This is a genomic window from Curtobacterium flaccumfaciens (assembly GCF_004361695.1).
Taxonomy (GTDB): domain Bacteria; phylum Actinomycetota; class Actinomycetes; order Actinomycetales; family Microbacteriaceae; genus Curtobacterium; species Curtobacterium flaccumfaciens_B.
In genome coordinates this window covers 114,930-132,337 of the sequence record NZ_SNVW01000005.1, presented here as the reverse complement: position 1 = coordinate 132,337, position 17,408 = coordinate 114,930, and the positions used below count along the sequence as shown (strand labels likewise).

The 17,408-nt window shown below is 73.2% G+C and carries 13 protein-coding genes; 10 read left to right on the top strand and 3 right to left on the bottom strand.

All coding sequences use genetic code 11. The annotated features are described in order from the left end of the window. A complete protein-coding gene (locus tag EDF64_RS09360) occupies positions 1–1,587 on the bottom strand; it encodes a GMC family oxidoreductase (RefSeq protein ID WP_133519735.1) in 1,587 nt (528 codons plus the stop codon). Further along, positions 1,584–2,933 carry an alpha/beta fold hydrolase gene (locus EDF64_RS09355; protein WP_133519734.1) on the bottom strand — a complete coding sequence of 450 codons (1,350 nt, stop codon included), beginning with the start codon at positions 2,931–2,933 and terminating at the stop codon, positions 1,584–1,586. The genes EDF64_RS09360 and EDF64_RS09355 overlap by 4 nt, the downstream gene beginning before the upstream one ends. Before the next feature lie 132 nt (positions 2,934–3,065). Here EDF64_RS09355 and EDF64_RS09350 point away from each other — a divergent pair, with 132 nt between their 5' ends. The 5 genes from EDF64_RS09350 to EDF64_RS09330 all read left to right on the top strand — a co-directional run bounded on the left by EDF64_RS09350 (position 3,066) and on the right by EDF64_RS09330 (position 11,515). Beyond that, positions 3,066–5,690 carry a carboxylate--amine ligase/circularly permuted type 2 ATP-grasp protein gene (locus tag EDF64_RS09350; protein WP_133519733.1) on the top strand — a complete coding sequence of 875 codons (2,625 nt, stop codon included), beginning with the start codon at positions 3,066–3,068 and terminating at the stop codon, positions 5,688–5,690. Next, positions 5,690–7,501, top strand: a complete 1,812-nt coding sequence (locus EDF64_RS09345) for an N-acetylglutaminylglutamine amidotransferase (RefSeq protein ID WP_133519732.1) — start codon at positions 5,690–5,692, stop codon at positions 7,499–7,501. Before EDF64_RS09350 ends, EDF64_RS09345 begins: the two co-directional genes overlap by 1 nt. Then, entirely contained in the window at positions 7,474–9,417 is a 1,944-nt protein-coding gene (locus EDF64_RS09340) for a S9 family peptidase (RefSeq protein ID WP_243736319.1), read from the top strand. Before EDF64_RS09345 ends, EDF64_RS09340 begins: the two co-directional genes overlap by 28 nt. A gap of 127 nt (positions 9,418–9,544) precedes the next feature. Then, positions 9,545–10,480 (top strand): hypothetical protein, encoded by a 936-nt coding sequence (locus EDF64_RS09335; RefSeq protein WP_133519731.1) that lies wholly within the window; start codon positions 9,545–9,547, stop codon positions 10,478–10,480. A gap of 120 nt (positions 10,481–10,600) precedes the next feature. Further along, positions 10,601–11,515 (top strand): GNAT family N-acetyltransferase, encoded by a 915-nt coding sequence (locus EDF64_RS09330; protein WP_133519730.1) that lies wholly within the window; start codon positions 10,601–10,603, stop codon positions 11,513–11,515. On the opposite strand, the gene EDF64_RS09325 is transcribed toward EDF64_RS09330, so the two are convergent. After that, positions 11,512–12,618 (bottom strand): NAD(P)/FAD-dependent oxidoreductase, encoded by a 1,107-nt coding sequence (locus tag EDF64_RS09325; protein WP_133519729.1) that lies wholly within the window; start codon positions 12,616–12,618, stop codon positions 11,512–11,514. The genes EDF64_RS09330 and EDF64_RS09325 overlap by 4 nt on opposite strands. A 148-nt stretch (positions 12,619–12,766) precedes the next feature. On the opposite strand from EDF64_RS09325, the gene EDF64_RS09320 reads away from it, so the two are divergent. The 5 genes from EDF64_RS09320 (at position 12,767) to EDF64_RS09300 (ending at position 17,374) form a co-directional block, all read left to right on the top strand. After that, positions 12,767–13,747, top strand: coding sequence for a matrixin family metalloprotease (locus EDF64_RS09320; protein ID WP_133519728.1), 981 nt, complete (start codon positions 12,767–12,769; stop codon positions 13,745–13,747). Between the two features lie 86 nt (positions 13,748–13,833). Then, positions 13,834–14,550, top strand: coding sequence for a GntR family transcriptional regulator (locus EDF64_RS09315; RefSeq protein ID WP_133519727.1), 717 nt, complete (start codon positions 13,834–13,836; stop codon positions 14,548–14,550). 102 nt (positions 14,551–14,652) lie between these two features. Next, the gene (locus EDF64_RS09310) at positions 14,653–15,651 is read left to right on the top strand and encodes a sugar phosphate isomerase/epimerase family protein (protein ID WP_133519726.1); all 999 of its coding nucleotides are present in this window, start codon (positions 14,653–14,655) and stop codon (positions 15,649–15,651) included. Then, complete coding sequence (locus EDF64_RS09305) at positions 15,648–16,601, top strand: 3-hydroxyacyl-CoA dehydrogenase family protein (protein WP_133519725.1); 954 nt, start codon at positions 15,648–15,650, stop codon at positions 16,599–16,601. The genes EDF64_RS09310 and EDF64_RS09305 overlap by 4 nt, the downstream gene beginning before the upstream one ends. A gap of 11 nt (positions 16,602–16,612) precedes the next feature. Next, positions 16,613–17,374: an SDR family NAD(P)-dependent oxidoreductase gene (locus tag EDF64_RS09300; protein WP_133519724.1), complete on the top strand. Its 762-nt coding sequence runs from the start codon at positions 16,613–16,615 to the stop codon at positions 17,372–17,374. Positions 17,375–17,408 lie beyond the last annotated feature (34 nt).

Sequence of the window (17,408 nt, the reverse complement as noted above, 5' to 3'; positions counted from 1 at the left end):
TCAGGCGGTGGCCAGGGCGGCCTCGCGGTCGGCGCGGGCGTCGTCGCGCAGCAGGCGGTCGGCGGTCCGGAGCGACAGCGCCATGATCGTCAGCGCCGGGTTCGCGATGAGGGAGCTCGGGAACACCGAGTTGTCCACGACCCAGAGGTTCGGCACGTCCCACGACCGGCCGGCCGCGTCCACGACCGAGCTCGCCGCGTCGGTGCCCATCCGGGCGGTGCCCACGGTGTGCGCCGTCCGGTCGAGCACCCGGACGTCGCGCCCGCCGGCGGCCTCGACGATCGCGGTCATCGTGCGGACGGCGTGCCGCGTGATGGCGGCTTCGTTCGCGCCGGGGGAGAACGTGACCCGGGCCTTCGGGACCCCGTTCGCGTCGACCTCGTCCGCCAGGACCAGGCGGTTGTCGTCGTACGGCAGGCACTCGGCGTTGATGCCGACGCCCGCCATCCTCGGGTAGTCGCGCATGGCCCGGACCAGGGCGGCACCGCGGAGTCCACCGCCGCGGACGAGCGACGTGGCGAGGGTCAGCGGCTGCACGCCGAGGCTCTGGATGAGGTACCCGCCAGCGAAGTCGGCGTCGGACGGTCGGACGAAGTCCTCGGTGATGATCGACGACGGGTACCCGCGGTAGGAGCGCATCGACTCGTCGAACGTCGCCCACACCTGCGTCGCCCCGTGCGCCGTGAAGTTCCGGCCGACCTGGCCGCTGCTGTTCGCCAGACCGGTGTGCAGCAGGAGTCGCGGGGTCTCGATGCCGCCGGCCGCCAGCACGAGCGCACGGGTGCGCTGCCGGTGGTCCCGGCCGCCCTGCCGGTAGACGACGGCCTCGACCTCGCCACGTGCGTCCAGCTCGATGCCGTGCACGAACGCCTCGGCCCGGATCTCGGCGCCGAACGCGACGGCGGCGGGCAGGTAGGTGGTGTCCATCGACACCTTCGCGCCGTTGCGGCACCCCTGGTGGCAGGACCCGCACGACACGCACGCCTGCCGCAGGCCGTGGTGCTCCTGCAGCCGGTCCTCGGTGGTGAGTCCCACGGGTGCGTCGGTCGCCGTGATCCCGACCGCGGCGGCGCCCCGGATCATCATGTCGGAGGAGGCGTTCCGCGGGGGCGGTCCCATCCGGTAGCGCCGGGCCGGGTCCCACGGGTAGTGCGCGGGTCCGGCGACACCGACGTCGTGCTCGACCCGCTCGATCCACCCGGTGAGCTCGTCGTGGTCGATCGGCCAGTCGTGGCCCTCGCCCGAGTCCGTTCGCAGGTGGATGTCGTGCCGGTTCGGCCGGGGCGTGAAGGCTCCCCAGTGCAGCGTCGAACCGCCGACCCCGGTCCCGCTGTTGTTCGGCCCGAACGCGGTCGGGGTGCTTCCGCCGCTGATGCGCTCGTCCATCCAGTTGATGTCGCCTGGTGCTTCGACCTCGTCGGGGGTGTGGTCGCCCGGTTCGGTGTTCGGTCCGGCCTCGAGCGCGACGACCCGCAGGCCGCGGCGCGCCAGGGTCGCGAGCAGCGGGGCGCCGCCCGCTCCGGTGCCGACGACGACCACGTCGACGACGTCGTCCTCGTCGTGGTGGCGCTGTCCGGAGAGGTTCATCGTTCGGCTCCTGCCGGTTCCCATGCTTCACGCTGTCCGGCTCCGAGGAGCTGGAAGCCCTGTTTCCGCAGGCCGTCGCCGCCGTTGGCGAAGCCGTCGTAGTCGATCTCGGCCATCGTCGCCGGGTGCGCGACCCACTGCTTCGCGAGGTCCACGCCGGCGTCCTCGGCCCACGCCTGCAGCTGTGCGGCGTCGAGCGGTCCCGACGCGGGCGTGTACTCGCCGGCGTCCACGGCCGCGAGCACCGCAGCGAGGTGGTCGTCGCCGTGCGCGGTTTCGGCCATCAGCACGTCGAGTGCTGCTCGGTACGCGTCGACGTCGGCGGGCAGTCCGTCCGGTCGCCATCCGTCGCCGAGGCCGTCGGCGAGCTGGTCGTCGACGCGGAGCGCGAGGTCGAGGGGCCGTTCGCCGGGCTGCGGCACGACGACCCGGGCGACGGCGCGCAGGGTGTCGAGCTGCTCGTGGTTCAGTGCACGGGGTGCTCGATCCGGAGCGTCCGGCAGCGCCCGCACGGCGAGGATCCCGCGGGTCCGGGCGCTCACCCGGGGCGATGCGATCAGCCGCGCGGTGTCCTCCGGCACGACCGGGCCGTGGTCGATGCGGCGGCGCCAGAAGTCGCGGATGCGGTCGGCGACCCGGTCCGGCTGTTCCCACGGCAGCAGGTGCGCCGCCCCGGGGACCGTGGCGAACTCACCGGCAGGCCAGTGCGGCAGGTTCAGTGCGCGCTGGGCGTCCGGCCCGAGGTCTCCGTCCTCGGCGCCGGCGAGCACCAGGGCCGGCACCGGGTTCGGCGGGTACGTGGTGGACCAGTCCTCGCGGCTGCCGCGGACGAGCCAGTCCGTCCAGGCCTCCGGCGCGGCACGCTGCACGTCGTGGACGGCCTGGGTGTGCGGTTCGGGCGGCAGGCGCGACGCGGTGTTGGCGTCGACGAACGCCTCGGCCTCGTCCGGCCCGATCTCGCCGTCCGCCGCCCAGCCGAGCATCGTCGACCGTCGTTCGTCGTCCATCGGTTCGGGCGACAGCGGTGAGGCGGCGAGCAAGACGACGGCCCGGAGCCCGAACAGGCCGTTCGAGCCGTCGATGGTCCGCGCGGCGACGATCGACGCGACCTTGCCGCCCATCGAGTGTCCGATCAGCGCCCACTCGGTCGCGCCGCTCCGGCCGATGGCGCGCTCGACGAGCTGGGTCATCTCCTCGACGGTCGTGCCGGTCGCGGCCGACGACCGGCCGAAACCGGGCAGGTCGATGCCGGCCAGGTCGAGGGTGCCGGCGAGCCGGGTGCGCAGCCCCACGAACTCCTCGGAACTCGACCCGAGGGCGTGGAGGCAGAACACGGTGGTCGGCATCCTTCGTTCCTACGTTGCCGTCCGCGCCCGCTCTCAGCACGCCTGTACCCCGCGTCCGGGGATTGTTTCGAGCATGCGACGATCTCGGCCGAGGCGGGCGGACGCGTGGGTGCCGGCAGTAGGTTCCGTTACATGAGTGCAGAGTTGACGCTGGGCGCCGAGGAAGAGCTGCACCTCATCGACCTCGAGTCCGGCCGACTGTCCGCGAAGGCCCCGCGCCTCCTCCCCAGACTGCCCGCCCACCGGTTCGGCGCCGAGCTCCAGCGCACGACCATCGAGACGAACACCCCGGTCGTGCGGACGCTCGACGACCTCCGCCGGGTGATCGTGGACCTCCGCAGCGAGCTGAGCGCGGCGATCGCCCCGGCCGGCGTCACGATCGCGGCCGTCGGCACCGCGCCCCGGTCCGAGTACGCCGACTTCGAGCTGACCTCCGGCGGCCGCTACGGGCGGATGCAGGAGCAGTACCGGATGCTCGTCGACGAACAGCTCATCTGCGGCCTGCAGGTGCACGTCGGCGTGAGCGACCGTGACCTGGCGGTGCAGATCGCCCAGCGGGTCGCCCCGGTGCTGCCGGTCCTGCTCGCGCTCAGCGCCTCGAGTCCGTTCTGGAACGGGCAGGACACCGGGTACGCCTCGTTCCGGAGCATCATCTGGCAGCGCTGGCCGTCCGCCGGCAGCTTCGGTCGGGTCGAGAGCGCCGCCGAGTACGACAAGGTGCTCGACGACCTCATCGCCTCCGGCGTGATCGCGGACAAGAAGATGGCGTACTTCGACGTGCGGCCGTCCTCGCACGCGCCCACCCTCGAACTCCGGGTCTGCGACGCCACCCCCGTGGTCGACGATGCCGTCCTGATCGCCGGACTGTTCCGCGCGGCCGTCCGGAAGGCCGAGGTCGCGGTCGAGGCCGGCACGGAGTGGCACCCGCGCAGCGAGCCCCTGCACCGTGCGGCGATGTGGCAGGCAGCCCGCAGCGGACTGAGCGGCGAACTGCTCGGGCTGGGGCAGCACCCCGAACGCCTCCCGGCCGAGATCGCCGTCCGCCAGCTGGTGTCGCGGCTCCGCCCGGAGCTCGAGGAACTCGGCGACTGGGGCACGGTGAGCGCGTTGCTCGAGGACACCCTCGCGCGCGGCAACTCCACCGACCGGCAGCGCACCGCCTACGCCGAGCGCGGGGACCTCGACGACGTCGTGGCCCAGGTCGTCGAGGACACCGCCGGCACCCCCTCCGGGCGGGACGAGCACCCGATCGTCGCGATCCCCGCCTACCGGGTCCGCGCGGGCGACGAGGCGGTCGGTCCCGGAGCCCGTCCCCGCCCGGCCTTCCGGGAGCTCGCGACGTTCTTCCGCGGCTGGGACGCCGAGGCCACGATCGACCGCTGCGCGGTGCGCGACGTCTGGACGCGCGAGCACGAGGTCGGCTTCGTGGTCGACGGCGGCGTGCAGGTCTTCGGCTGCGACCTCGTCCCGCGCACCGTGAGCGCGTACGAGTGGGCGCAGCTCGAGGCCGGGCTCGCCCAGCGCGCCCGCGCGATCGAGCTGTTCCTCCGCGACGCGTACGGCCAGCGGCGGATCGTCGCCGACGGCGCCATGGACGCGGACGACTTCGTCGGCGCGAACGGCTGGGACCCGGACGCAGCGCGGCTGCCCGAGACCGCGGTCCGTGCGCCGGTGATGGGGTTCGACCTGGTCCGCAACGAGTTCGGTGGATGGCGCGTGCTCGAGGACAACGTCCGCTCGCCCTCCGGCGTCGCGTACGGCCTGGCCCTCCGCGAGATGATGGACGAGGTGGTTCCGGACGCCCCGCGTCCGGCCCGGCTCCGCGATCCGCACACCGTCCTCGACCGCCTGCGGGAGACCCTCCGCACCGACGCGACCGCGGTCACCGGCAACCCGGACCCGATCCTGGCACTGGTGTCGGACGGCCCCGCCGCAGGCGCGTGGTACGAGCACCGGCGGCTGTCCGACGGGGCCGGGATGCGCCTCCTGTCCGAGTCCGACCTGGACGTCCGCGACGGACGCGTGGTCGAGGCCGCGACCGGTGACGTCCTCGATGCGCTCTACCTGCGCGTCGACCGCGACGCCAGCGCCCTGTCGAACGAGACCACGCCGGACCTCGGCGCCCGCATCCTCGACGCGGCCGAGGCCGGCACCGTGTACCTGGCGAACGCTCCCGGCAACGCGCTCGTCGACGACAAGGCGATGTACGTCAACGTGCCCGACCTCATCTGGTACTACCTCGACGAGAAGCCGCTGCTCGAGTCGGTGCCGACGTACCGGACGAGCATCGAGGGCGAACGGCTCTCCGTGCTCGACCGCGTCGGCGAACTCGTCACGAAGCCGGTGGACGGCGAGGGCGGGCGGGACGTCCTGATCGGCCCGAGCGCCAGCGCCCCCGAGGTCGCCGAACGCCGCCGGGAGATCGCCGCGAACCCGGCCGGCTGGGTCGGACAAGAGGTCGTGCAGCTCTCGTCGCACCCCACGATCGGCCCCGCCGGGCTCGACCCGCGGCACGTCGACCTCCGCGCCTTCGTGTACGTCACCGGGACCGGTCCGGACGACACGCACCTCGCCGACGTCGCGCTCACGCGCGTCGCGCCGGAGGGCAGCATGGTCGTCAACTCGTCGCGGGGCGGCGGCGCGAAGGACACCTGGATCGTCGGCCCCGAGCCCGGCACCGGCGCAGGCGCCGGGACAGGCACGGGTCCAGGCACAGGCACCGGCACCGGTACCGGCACCACCGAGGGAGACAGCTGATGTGTGGACTCGCGGGCGAGATCCGGTTCGACGGGACGGCGCCGGACGTCGGGGCGGTGGCCCGGATGACCGGGTGCCTGGTGCACCGCGGTCCCGACGGCGACGGACTCTGGGCGCGCGGACCGGTCGCGCTCGGGCACCGCCGCCTGTCGATCGTCGACCTGTCGACCGCGGGCGCGCAGCCGATGGTGGTGGCGCGCGTCGGGCTCACCATCGCCTACAACGGCATGGTCTACAACTACCGCCAGCTCCGCGACGAGCTGCACGGCAAGGGGCACACGTTCGACTCGACGTCGGACACCGAGGTCATCGTCGCCGCCTACGCCGAGTGGGGCACCGACTTCGTGCAGCACCTCATCGGGATGTTCGCGATCGCGATCTGGGAGCACGCCACCGGCCGGCTCGTGCTGGCGCGCGACCGGCTCGGCATCAAGCCGTTGTACGTCGCGCCCGTCCGCGGCGGGCTCCGCTTCGCGTCGTCCCTGCCGGCGATCCTGGCGGGGGACGGCGGTGCGGGCGGCGCCGGCAGCGCCGGGATCGACACGTCCATCGACCCGGTCGCCTTCGCCTCGTACATGTCCTTCCACTCCATCGTCCCCGCGCCCCGGACGATCCTGTCCGGCGTCGGCAAGCTCCCGCCCGCGACGGTCCGGGTGATCGAACCCGACGGCAGCTCCCACGACGAGACGTACTGGGAGCCCCGCTTCGAGCGCGACCCCGGCACGGCCGGCTGGTCCGACCAGGACTGGCAGGAGGCGTTCACCGAGAAGCTCCGCACCGCCGTCGAGCGCCGCATGGTCGCCGACGTGCCGGTCGGGGTGCTGCTCTCCGGCGGGATCGACTCGTCCCTCGTCGTCGCGCTGCTCGCCGAGGCCGGCCAGCAGGACCTCGCCACGTTCAGCATCGGCTTCGAGTCGGCCGGCGGCGAGTCCGGCGACGAGTTCGAGTACTCCGACGAGGTCGCCCGCCACTTCGGCACCGACCACCACCGCATCCGGATCCCGTCGTCGCGCCTGCTGGACGGGATCGACGGGTCCATCCAGGCGATGAGCGAACCGATGGTCAGCCACGACTGCGTCGCGTTCTACCTGCTCTCGCAGGAGGTCTCGCAGCACGTCAAGGTGGTGCAGTCCGGTCAGGGTGCGGACGAGGTGCTCGGTGGGTACAGCTGGTACCCGCCGCTCGCCGCCACTCCGCGCGACCAGGCCGCCGAGGTCTACCGCTCCGTGTTCATGGACCGCCGCTGGCCCGCCCTGCAGGCGCTGCTCGGGGAGCGCTGGCGCAGCGACGACGACACCCCGTCGGCCTTCGTCGACGCGGAGTTCGCCCGGCCCGGCGCGGAGACGAGCGTGGACGCCGCACTCCGCAGCGACACCACGATCATGCTCGTGGACGACCCGGTGAAGCGCGTCGACAACATGACGATGGCGTGGGGACTCGAGGCGCGCGTGCCGTTCCTCGACCACGAGTTCGTCGAGTTCGCCGGCGCGATCCCGCCGTCGCTGAAGCTGGCGGACGGCGGCAAGGGGGTCATGAAGCGCGCGGCCCGCGGCATCGTCCCGGACGCCGTCATCGACCGGACGAAGGGCTACTTCCCGGTGCCGGCGATCCGGCAGCTCGAGGGCCCGTACCTCGAGCGCGTCCGCCAGGCGCTGCACGCACCGGAGGCCCGGGAGCGCGGCCTGTTCGACCCGGGTACGGTCGAGCGGATGCTCCAGGACCCGAACAGCACGCGGACCGAGATCGGCGCCAACGCGCTCTGGCAGCTCGGCCTCATCGAGATGTGGCTGCAGCACCAGGGGGTGCGGTGAGCGGGCCTGGAGGCACGACCCGCGCCCGTCCGTCGGCCCGCGTCGCGCAGGCGGCCGGCCTGGGCGAGCGCCTCGCCGCGGCCTGGGGATCGTGGGGCCCCACCATGACCCGGAACGCCCGACGGGTGGCGTTCGTGAGCGACCGGCACGGCACCCCCGAGGTCTTCGTGCAGGACGTCGTGGTCGACGGTGAGCTGCCCGAGCCGACCAGGATCCGGTTGTCCGACGACCCGGTGATCCGCGTCACGTGGTCGTCCGACGGCGAGTGGCTGGCGGTGGCGATCGCGACCGACGGGGGTGTGAAGCAGCAGGTCTGGGTGGTCCGCCCCGACGGCTCCGACGCCGCGCAGATCGCGGGTTCGCGCTCCCAGCACGCCGAGCTCGGTCCCTGGAGCCGCAGCGGGCACCGCGTCGTCATCACCCTGCCGTCCACCGAGGCCGACCAGCCCGCACGCTCGTACCTCGTCGACCCGGTGTCCGGCGACCGCGACGACCTCGCCGTCGGTGAGCTCATCCACATCCTCGACCTCTCCGTCGAGGAGCGCCTCGTGGTGCTCCGGGACGGCCAGCGCGGCCAGGAGTTCGTCGTGGTCGTCGACCGGCTCACCGACGAGAGCCGCGCGCTGTTGTCCGACCAGCCCGACGGGTCGGCCGAGATCGCGTTCCTCCGCCCGGCGCCCGCGAGCGAGACCAGTCCGCTCGTCGCCTACGTCGCGACCGAGTCCGGCATGCCCCGCCGCGGCCTCATCGCGCAGCCGGTCGGCCCGCACGGCTGGCGGGGGAGGACACGTCCGCTCACCGAGCGCGCCGACGCCGAACTCGAGTACCTCGACGCCGACGACGCCGGCCGGACGCTGCTGCTCGGCTGGAACGTCGACGGCCGCAGCGAGCTCGAGCTCGTCAACACGCACGACGCCTCGCGCACCCCCGTGCCGGACCTGCCCGGGTACGTCGTCACCGACCCGGTCCTCAGCCGTGACGGTCGGAGCGTCATCCTCGCCGTCGAGGGTCCCGCGCGACCCCGGGAGCTCTGGCGGCTCGACACGAACGCGCTCACGTGGAGCCGGGTCACCGACGTGCCGGAGCTGCCGCACGCGCCGCTCGTCGAGCCGACCCTCGAACGCTTCGCGGCGCGCGACGGACTGGAGATCACCGGCTGGCTGTACCGGGCCGTGGAGCCCACCGTCTCGCCGACGGGGGCGGACGACGCGATCGGCACCGTGCCTCCCGGCCCGCGCGCAGCGCTCGTCCACCTGCACGGCGGACCCGAGTCCCAGGAGCGGCCCACCTTCTCGCCGCAGCACCAGGCGCTCGCCGCCGCGGGGGTGACGGTGTTCGCCCCGAACATCCGCGGGTCCTCCGGGTACGGACGCGACTTCGTGCACGCCGACGACCTCGGGTTGCGGTGGAACGCCCTCGCCGACGTCGTCGACTGCGCACGGTTCCTGGTGTCCAACGGGTACGCGGACCGCTCCCGTGTCGCCGTCGAGGGGCGGTCCTACGGCGGGTACGCGACCCTCGCGTCCCTGGCGTTCACGCCCGACGTCTTCGCGGCCGGCGTGGCCGTGTGCGGGATGAGCGACTTCGCGACGTTCTACCGCGACACCGAGCCGTGGATCGCCTCCGCCGCGGCCACCAAGTACGGGCACCCGGTGGACGACGCCGAGCTGCTCGAGGCCCTGTCGCCGATGCGGGCGATCGGGGACGTCACCGCGCCGCTCCTCGTCGTCCACGGCGAGCTCGACACGAACGTGCCGATCGGTGAGGCGCACCAGGTCGTGGCGGCGCTGCGGGCCCGGTCGCACGACGTGTCGTACCTGGAGCTCGAGGGCGAGGGGCACGAGTACCGGCGGGCGTCGTCGCGGGCGCGGCTCGTGCGGGCGATGGTGGAGTTCGTGGCGGACCGCTTGGCGTGAGGCCGGGGCGGGGGCGCTCCTCGCACGGTGCGGGGCGCGGCTGGTGTGAAATACCAGATACGGTGCGAGGGTGAGTCCCTCCCGTGACCGTCGCGGATGTCCGGGGCCACGGACCAGGAGTACCGGCATGGACCGTCGCATCACCACAGTCACCACCGCCATCGGACTCGCGTTCGGCGTCGCACTCGTCGGCGCCGCGCCTGCCCACGCGGACGGACACGCCGCCGGCCGACCCGATGCGCACGCCTCGGCGCAGGTACACGACCGGACGGCTCGTGCGGAGGTGATCGTCACCGACGTCACGCAGGACCCCGTCGGCTTCGTGGTCCGCGGGACGCTGCCGGCGACGGGCTGGGCGCTGGCGCACCACGGCACCGACAGGGTCGTGGCGCACGCCGTCGCCGGAGCGGACGACACGGTCGAGTTCACCGTCCCGAAGCGCTTCGCCGAGCAGACGCTGCAGATCACATCGTGGTTCCCCGGGGACGAGGACGAGTCGGTCGGGGTGCCCCTGTCGCTCCCGGCGCACGACGTCGAGACGCCGGTGGTCGAGGCTCCCGCAGTTGACCCGGTGGTCGTGTCCGGCGGCGCGTTCCGGCTGACCGGCACCACCACCCCGAACGCGATCGTCGACGCCCGGACGGCCGCTGGCGACGGCGTCCCGTCGGTGCGCTCGGACGGCACCGGACGCTTCGCACTGGACCTGCCGTTCCGGTTCGCGGGTCGGACCGTCGACGTCACCGCGATCGTCCTCGGCTCGGACCGCTCGTCGGCGACCACCGTCCGCCTCCCGGCCGCGACCGTGGCGGCTCCTCGGGTCACGTCGACGAGCGGTGTCGCGATCCCGAACCCCAGCCCGTGGATGCCGTCGCTGCGGAACTGGACGGTGACTGCCGTGGCCGCTCCGGGTTCGACGGTGCGGATCGGCTCCGCGAGCGCCGTGGCCGGTCCGGACGGCTCCGTGCGGATCGCGGTCGGGGTGCACGCCACCGGTGCCACGCTCCGGGCCTCGGCCGTCGCCGGCGGTGTCACGTCGGAGACCGTGGCGTTCACGCTGCGCTGACCGACCCCGCACGGTGCGAGAGGCGGGCCCGTTCCCCCCCCTTCGCACGGTGCGAGGCGCGCACGCGTCACGGGGTGCAACGATTCGTCGCGGCAGCGCCGGCGGACGGAGGATGGACGCATGACCACCAGCGCACGCCCGACCGCCCCGACGCGACCCGGTGAGGTCGTCCTCGAGACCGTGGTCGACATGGGCGACGTCGTCGACCGTGCACGCAACCGGTACGCGGCCGGGGTCGTCGCGGACACGACCGGGTGGGCCGACGGGGACCGACGCCGACTCGAGGAACTCGGATTCCGCGGTGGCGACGCCCGCGGCGCGGCACTCCGGACGCTCGACCTGACGATCGCCGACGACGGCACCCCGACCCGGTTGCTCGACAACCCGGCTCTCGCGTCCCTCAACGGCGAGCACGCCCGGTTCGCGGAGCGGCGTGGGGAGATCGCGCGCTACCTGCCCGACGTGTCGGTCTGGACCGGCATCCCGGAGCGCCCGACACCCGAGGACTGGGAGGACGTCCGCGCCCTCATCGGATCGGGTGCCGTGTTCGGCGTCGGTGCCTCAGCCGTCGTCCCGGAGGGGTGGCAGACGGTCGAGGGTTCCGGGGGCGTGCAGCTCACGGGCGAGGCGATCGAGGGAGCCCCGGACGCCGAGGCCGTCGAGCTCACGCAGGACGACGTCCCCGAGATGACCGAGCTCGTCGCCCGCACGAAGCCCGGCCCGTTCCTGCCGCGCACGATCGAACTCGGGCGGTACGTCGGCGTCCGGCGCGACGGGCGGCTCATCGCGATGGCGGGCGAGCGTCTGCACCCCCCGGGGTGGACCGAGATCAGCGCCGTGTGCACCGACGAGGCCTTCCGCGGCCAGGGGCTCGGACGACGGCTCGTCCTCGACGTCGCGTACGGCATCCGGCAGCGCGGGGAGGTCCCGCTCATGCACGCCGCCGCGGGGAACACCGGGGCGATCGGTCTGTACCAGCACCTCGGGTTCCGGCTGCGGGACCGTGGGGCACCGCGGTTCGTGCAGGTGCCCTAGACGCCTTCGCGCTCCGGCTGCAGCGCGTCGAGTTCGGGAGCGGGCTCAGCGAGGACCCGGCGGGCGAGGGCGTCGCCGAGGAGCGGCCCCATCGTGAGCCCGGCCGCGCCGTACCCGGTCGCGACGAAGAGCCCCTCGTTCCCGGGGACGGCCCCGACGATCGGCATCGCGTCGTCGGCGAGCGGACGGAGTCCGACCCGGGTCTCCAGCACGGTCGCGTCGGCGAGGCCCGGAGCGATCGAGAGCGCGTCCTGCAGCACCTGCAGCTGCCCGGCTGCGGTGACGCGTGCGTCGAAGCCGCTGCCCGTCTCGCGGGTCGCCCCGACCGCGATCCGTGAGCCGTCGAACGCCACGAGGTAGTGGTGGGACAACGGGTGCACCGACGGCCAGTGCGTGGTGTCCACCCCGGGGAGCGCGAGGTGGGTGATCTGGCCGCGCTGCGGCGCGACCGGCACCCGCAGGCCGAGGGCGCCGAGCAGGTCGTTCGTCCAGGCACCCGCCGCGACGACGACGCCGTCGACCTCGAGCAGGTCGCCGTCGACCTGGACCCGGCCGTCGGCCTCGAGCGTCGCCCGTCCGCGACGCCGGACCCCGCCGAGCCGTTCGCCGGCGTCGAGCAGCGCATCCCGCACCGTGCGGCCGTCCACGCGGCCGCCGCCCTCGATCCACAGTGCGTCGAGCCCCGAGGCGAGCGGCGGGAACAGCTCGCGGGCGCGATCGCCGCCGATGCGCTCGACCCGTCCGACCACGTCCGGCTCCGCTGCCCGGCGCCGCTCGACCCGCGCCTCGGCGGCGTCGACCTCGGCCGGGTCCGCGTTCACCACGAGTGCTCCGCTCCGCCGGTGGTCGGTGTGCGTGACGCCCACCTCCGCGAGACGTGCGAGGACCTCCGGCCAGAACGCCGCTCCGCGGACGTACAGGTCGGCGAACGGTCCATCGATCGCGGACGACCACGGCTGCAGGATGCCGGCGCTCGCCGCGGTCGCCTGCCCGGTCGCGCCGTCGTCCACGACGGTGACCTCGGCCCCGCGTCGGGCCAGGGCGAAGAAGGTGGCGGCGCCGGCGATGCCCGACCCGATGACGACGACGGAGCGTGATCCCATGCACCGATCCTGCCGGACCGCACGAGCCCCGGGTCCACTTCGGGGGGTTGACCCCTGCCCCGAGCGCTCCGCACACTGTCTTCCGTTGCGCCGAGGGGGCTCGTCGCACCGGAGCGAACGATCACTGCTGCATCAGGGAGGCATCATCGTGCGGACGTCGTCCGTGACCGCCGGGGCGGTCGCACTCGGGATCGCGCTCGTCGCGATCGTCACGTCGACCGGTGCGGCACCGGCCGAGGCGGCACCGTCCTGCCGCGGGGAGCGCATCACCGTCGCGCAACTCGCGACCGGGTGTGCCGTGTCCTCGGGCACGGTCGTCCTGCCCGACGGTCGGCACTTCGCCGTCCCCGCACCCGGCACCACCGTCGCCGCGCTACCGGTGGCCGCGACCGGGGCGGCGGACGACGGGGACGTCTCGATCACGAACACCGGGCGCTCCGGGGTCGCCGTGCACGTCGACGAGGTCTGGAAGGGCTCGGCCGCCGCCGTCCGCCAGGAGCGGGACGCCCTGCGCGCCCGCCTCGCCGCCACCCCGCAGGCCGCGACGACCACCGCGGCCGCGAAGCCGTCGAGCTGCACGAACAAGACCTTCTCGAAGCTCGGCTTCAAGTGGGCGGCACCCGTGCAGTGGAGCTACAACCCCGCCGGGCAGAAGACCACCGGTGCGGCGTCGATCCGAGCGGGCGCCGACGCGTGGACGGGCACGATCGCCTCGTGCGGCAAGACGGTCACCTCGGCGGCCGGGGAGAGCCTGGTCGGCAACACCACCAAGGCCACCGGGGTCTCCGGCACCGGCGGCTGCGGCGCGTCGAGCGGTGCGAGCGTCGTCGGGTGGGGCTCCCTGCCGTCGGGCACCCTCGCCGTGACGTGTGTGTGGTCGCGGTCGGGCGTCGCCGTCGAGGTCGACCAGCGCTACACGACGGGGCAGCAGTGGTACGTCGGACCGACGTGCTCCGGTGCCCGGTTCGACCTGCGCGGGGTCGCCACGCACGAGTGGGGGCACGCGTTCGGCCTCGGGCACACCGCGCAGAACAGCGGCCTCGTCATGAAGCCGGCGTCGACCACGTGCGAGATGGGCCAACGCACCCTCGGGCTCGGCGACGTGCTCGGGATCGACGCCGTCTACTGAGCCGCACCGTTCCGCCCTGACCGCGCCGCACCGTCCGCGCGGGACCACGCGGTGACCGTGGATCGTCGATTCTCTAGGATCGACACATGTCGACGACCATGCCGGGCTTCGGGACGGAGCGCATCACGCAGCTCGGACTGCGGGACCGCGTCTACGACCGGGTGCTCGAGGTCCTGATGGGGCACGACGTCGAGCCGGGCATGCGCCTGTCGATCGACGGACTCGCACGGACGCTCGGGGTCTCGCCGACCCCGGTGCGAGAAGCCCTCGTGCAGCTCGAGCGCACCGGGCTCGTCACCCGCGAGGCGAACAAGGGGTACCGGGTGTCCCCACCGCTCGCCGGCGACCAGCTCGAGGCCCTGTTCGACGCACGGCTCATCGTGGAGAGCGGCGCGGTCGAACTCGCTGCCCGCGGCGACGTCGACCTGCTGCGGGACCGGCTCGCCGCCGCGCTGGCCGAGCAGTCCGCCGTGGCCGAGGAGGTCGCGGCCGTGGGTGTCGAGGCGGCGTCCGAGGAGCTGATGGCCCGGTTCTTCCGGAGCGACTGGCAGTTCCACCAACTGATCTTCGACGCGACGCGGAACCCCTTCCTCGAGGAGATGTCCGAGGTCATCACGACCCGGGTCCACCGGATGCGTCAGATCGTCGAGGGCGGCGGGGACGACACCGACCGAGCCGTGCACGAGCACCGCGCCGTGCTCGACGCCCTGGGCACGGGGCCGGCGGAAGCGGTCGCGGCGATGCGGCACCACATCGACGCGGTTCGGTTGCGGTCGCGGGCGGACGCGACGCACACCGGGTAGACACCAGATCACGCGACCTGGGTTGCGCGAGATGATCATGCGAGTATCTTTCCTATAGGAAAGAGGTTCATCGTCGAACCGAGACATGCAAGGGAGCATTCCGTGAGCACACCACAGGACTGGGTCGACCAGGACTGGAACCCCACCAGCTGGACGTCGGACACCTGGCCGATCGCCACCTGCCTGCACGGGTTCCCGCCGGTCACCCGCGACGGCGTCGCCTTCCACGACGCGGATCCCGCGGTCTGGGACGACGTCTTCGCGCAGATCGAGGCCGTCGGCTTCTCGCTCGCCGAGCTCGCCGACAGCCACATCCGGCCCGCCGACCTCGAGCGCTCCCGTCGCGACGAGCTCTTCGCCATCGCGAAGGCCCACGGCGTCGGGATCCCGTCGGTGCACCTGCAGCGCAAGAGCGTGGTGCAGCCCGGGCACGAGGAGGACAACCTCGCGTACGCCCACCGCACCATCGACGCGGCGGCCGAGTGGGGCATGCAGGTCTTCTCGACGGGCCTCCACCAGCCGTTCAACGAGGACCAGCAGCGCGCGCTCTGGTTCTGGACGGCGCAGGGCCCGAAGGACCCGGACGACCCGGAGGTCCGCGCGGCGGCGGTCTCGCGGCTCCGTGAGCTCGGCGAGCACGCGGCGTCGGTCGGCCTGCCGATGGCGCTCGAGCTCTACGAGGACACCTACCTCGGCACCGCGGACAGCGCCGTCCGACTGATCGAGGAGATCGGCCTCGACAACGTCGGCCTCAACGCCGACGTCGCGAACCTCATCCGCCTGCACCGCCCGGTGGAGGACTGGAAGGAGCTGTTCGCCAAGACGCTCCCGGTCACGAACTACCTGCACGTGAAGAACTACACGCGGGACGAGGCCGCCGACGGCAGCTGGGCGACGAGCGTGCCGAGCACCATGGAGACCGGCCTCATCAACTACCGCCAGGTCCTCCGAGACGCCGTCGCCGACGGGTTCCGCGGGATCCTCATGACCGAGCAGTACGGCGGGGACAGCCTCGGCGTCTGCGCCACCAACCAGCAGTACATCCGATCGGTCCTCGCCACCTCGAGCGTGGGCACGAAGCACGAAGGAGCAACTCGATGAGCACCCTCGACATCGCCGTCGTCGGGTCCGGCTACATGGGCGGCGGGATCGCCCAGGTCCTCGCCCTCGCCGGCCACACCGTCCGCATCGCCGACGTCTCCGCGGAGATCGCGCAGCAGAACCTCGCGCGGCTGATCGGGGAGACCGAGCAGTTCGTCGCCGACGGGCTCTTCCCCGCGGACGCCGTCGAGCGCGTCCGGGCGCACCTCAGCGCCGCGGAGTCCATCGAGGAAGCGGTCGCGACCGCCGACTTCATCGAGGAGGCGGTGCCGGAGAAGCTCGAGATCAAGCACGCCACCCTCCGGCGCATCAGCGAGGCGGCTCGTCCCGATGCCGTGATCGGGTCCAACACGTCGACGATCCTCATCGAGTCGCTCGCCGAGGCCGTCACCGGACCGGAGCGCTTCCTCGGGGTGCACTTCTCGAACCCCGCGCCGTTCATCCCCGGTGTCGAGCTCATCCCGCACCCCACCACCGGCGAGCACGCGATCCAGGTCGGCGAAGCCGTCGTCGCGGCCACGGGCAAGCAGTCCGCCCGCGTGAAGGACTCCACCGGCTTCGTCCTGAACCGCCTGCAGTACGCGCTGTTCGAGGAGGCGACCAAGATCGCCGACGAGGGCATCGCCAGCCCCGACGACATCGACACGATCGTCCGCACGACCTTCGGCTTCCGCCTGCCGTTCTTCGGCCCGTTCGCGATCGCAGACATGGCGGGCCTCGACGTCTACGCGTTCTGCTTCGAGTCGCTGCAGACCCGCTGGCCCGAGCGCTTCGCGACCCCGGCCTCGCTGCAGCAGCACGTCGACGCCGGCGAACTCGGCACGAAGTCCGGCGCGGGCTACCTCGACGTGCCGGCCGACCGGACCCCTGAGCTCGTCGCGTACCGGAACAAGGCGTACGTCGCGATGCAGAAGCTCCTCGACGACCTCGGCCCGGCGCCGATCCACTGAGGGGGACGACCATGAGCAACCAGGACCGCACCGTCGTCCTCACCGGAGCCGCCTCACCGCGCGGCATCGGACGGGCCACCGCCCACCACCTCGCCGAGGCCGGCTGGAACGTCGGCGTCATCGACCTCGACCAGGCCGCGAGCGAGGCCGTCGCCGCCGAGCTCCGCGACCAGTACGGCGTGCAGGCCGTCGGAGCGGGCGCGAACGTCGCCGACGAGTCGGCCGTCCGTGCGGCGTTCGACACGATCGAGTCGCAGCTGCCGCCCGTCGCGGCGCTCGTCAACCTGGCCGGTGTCTCGTCGGCCCACGCGTACCTCGACCTGCCGGAGGGGGAGTGGCACCGCGTGCTGTCGATCAACCTCGACGGCGTCCACTTCGCGAGCCTGCGGGCGGCGGAGTCGATGGTGCGGAACGGGTACGGGCGCATCGTGAACCTGTCGTCGGTCTCCGCCCAGCGCGGCGGTGGCACGTTCAGCAAGACGCCGTACACGGTGGCGAAGGCCGGCGTGATCGGCCTCACCCGCGGACTCGCCCGTGAACTCGGGCCGAAGGGCGTGACCGTCAACGCGATCGCCCCCGGCCCGATCGACACCGACATCATGGGCGGCACGCTGTCCGAGGAGCGGAAGGCCGAGCTGGCCGCCGACGGGGTCCTGCCCCGCATCGGCACACCGCGCGACATCGCCGCCGCGATCGCCTACCTCATCGGCGAGGACGCCGGCTTCGTGACCGGACAGACGCTCAACGTCGACGGCGGCCTGTACATGCACTAGGCCCGGCCGCCTGCGGTCGTGCGCCGAACACGCG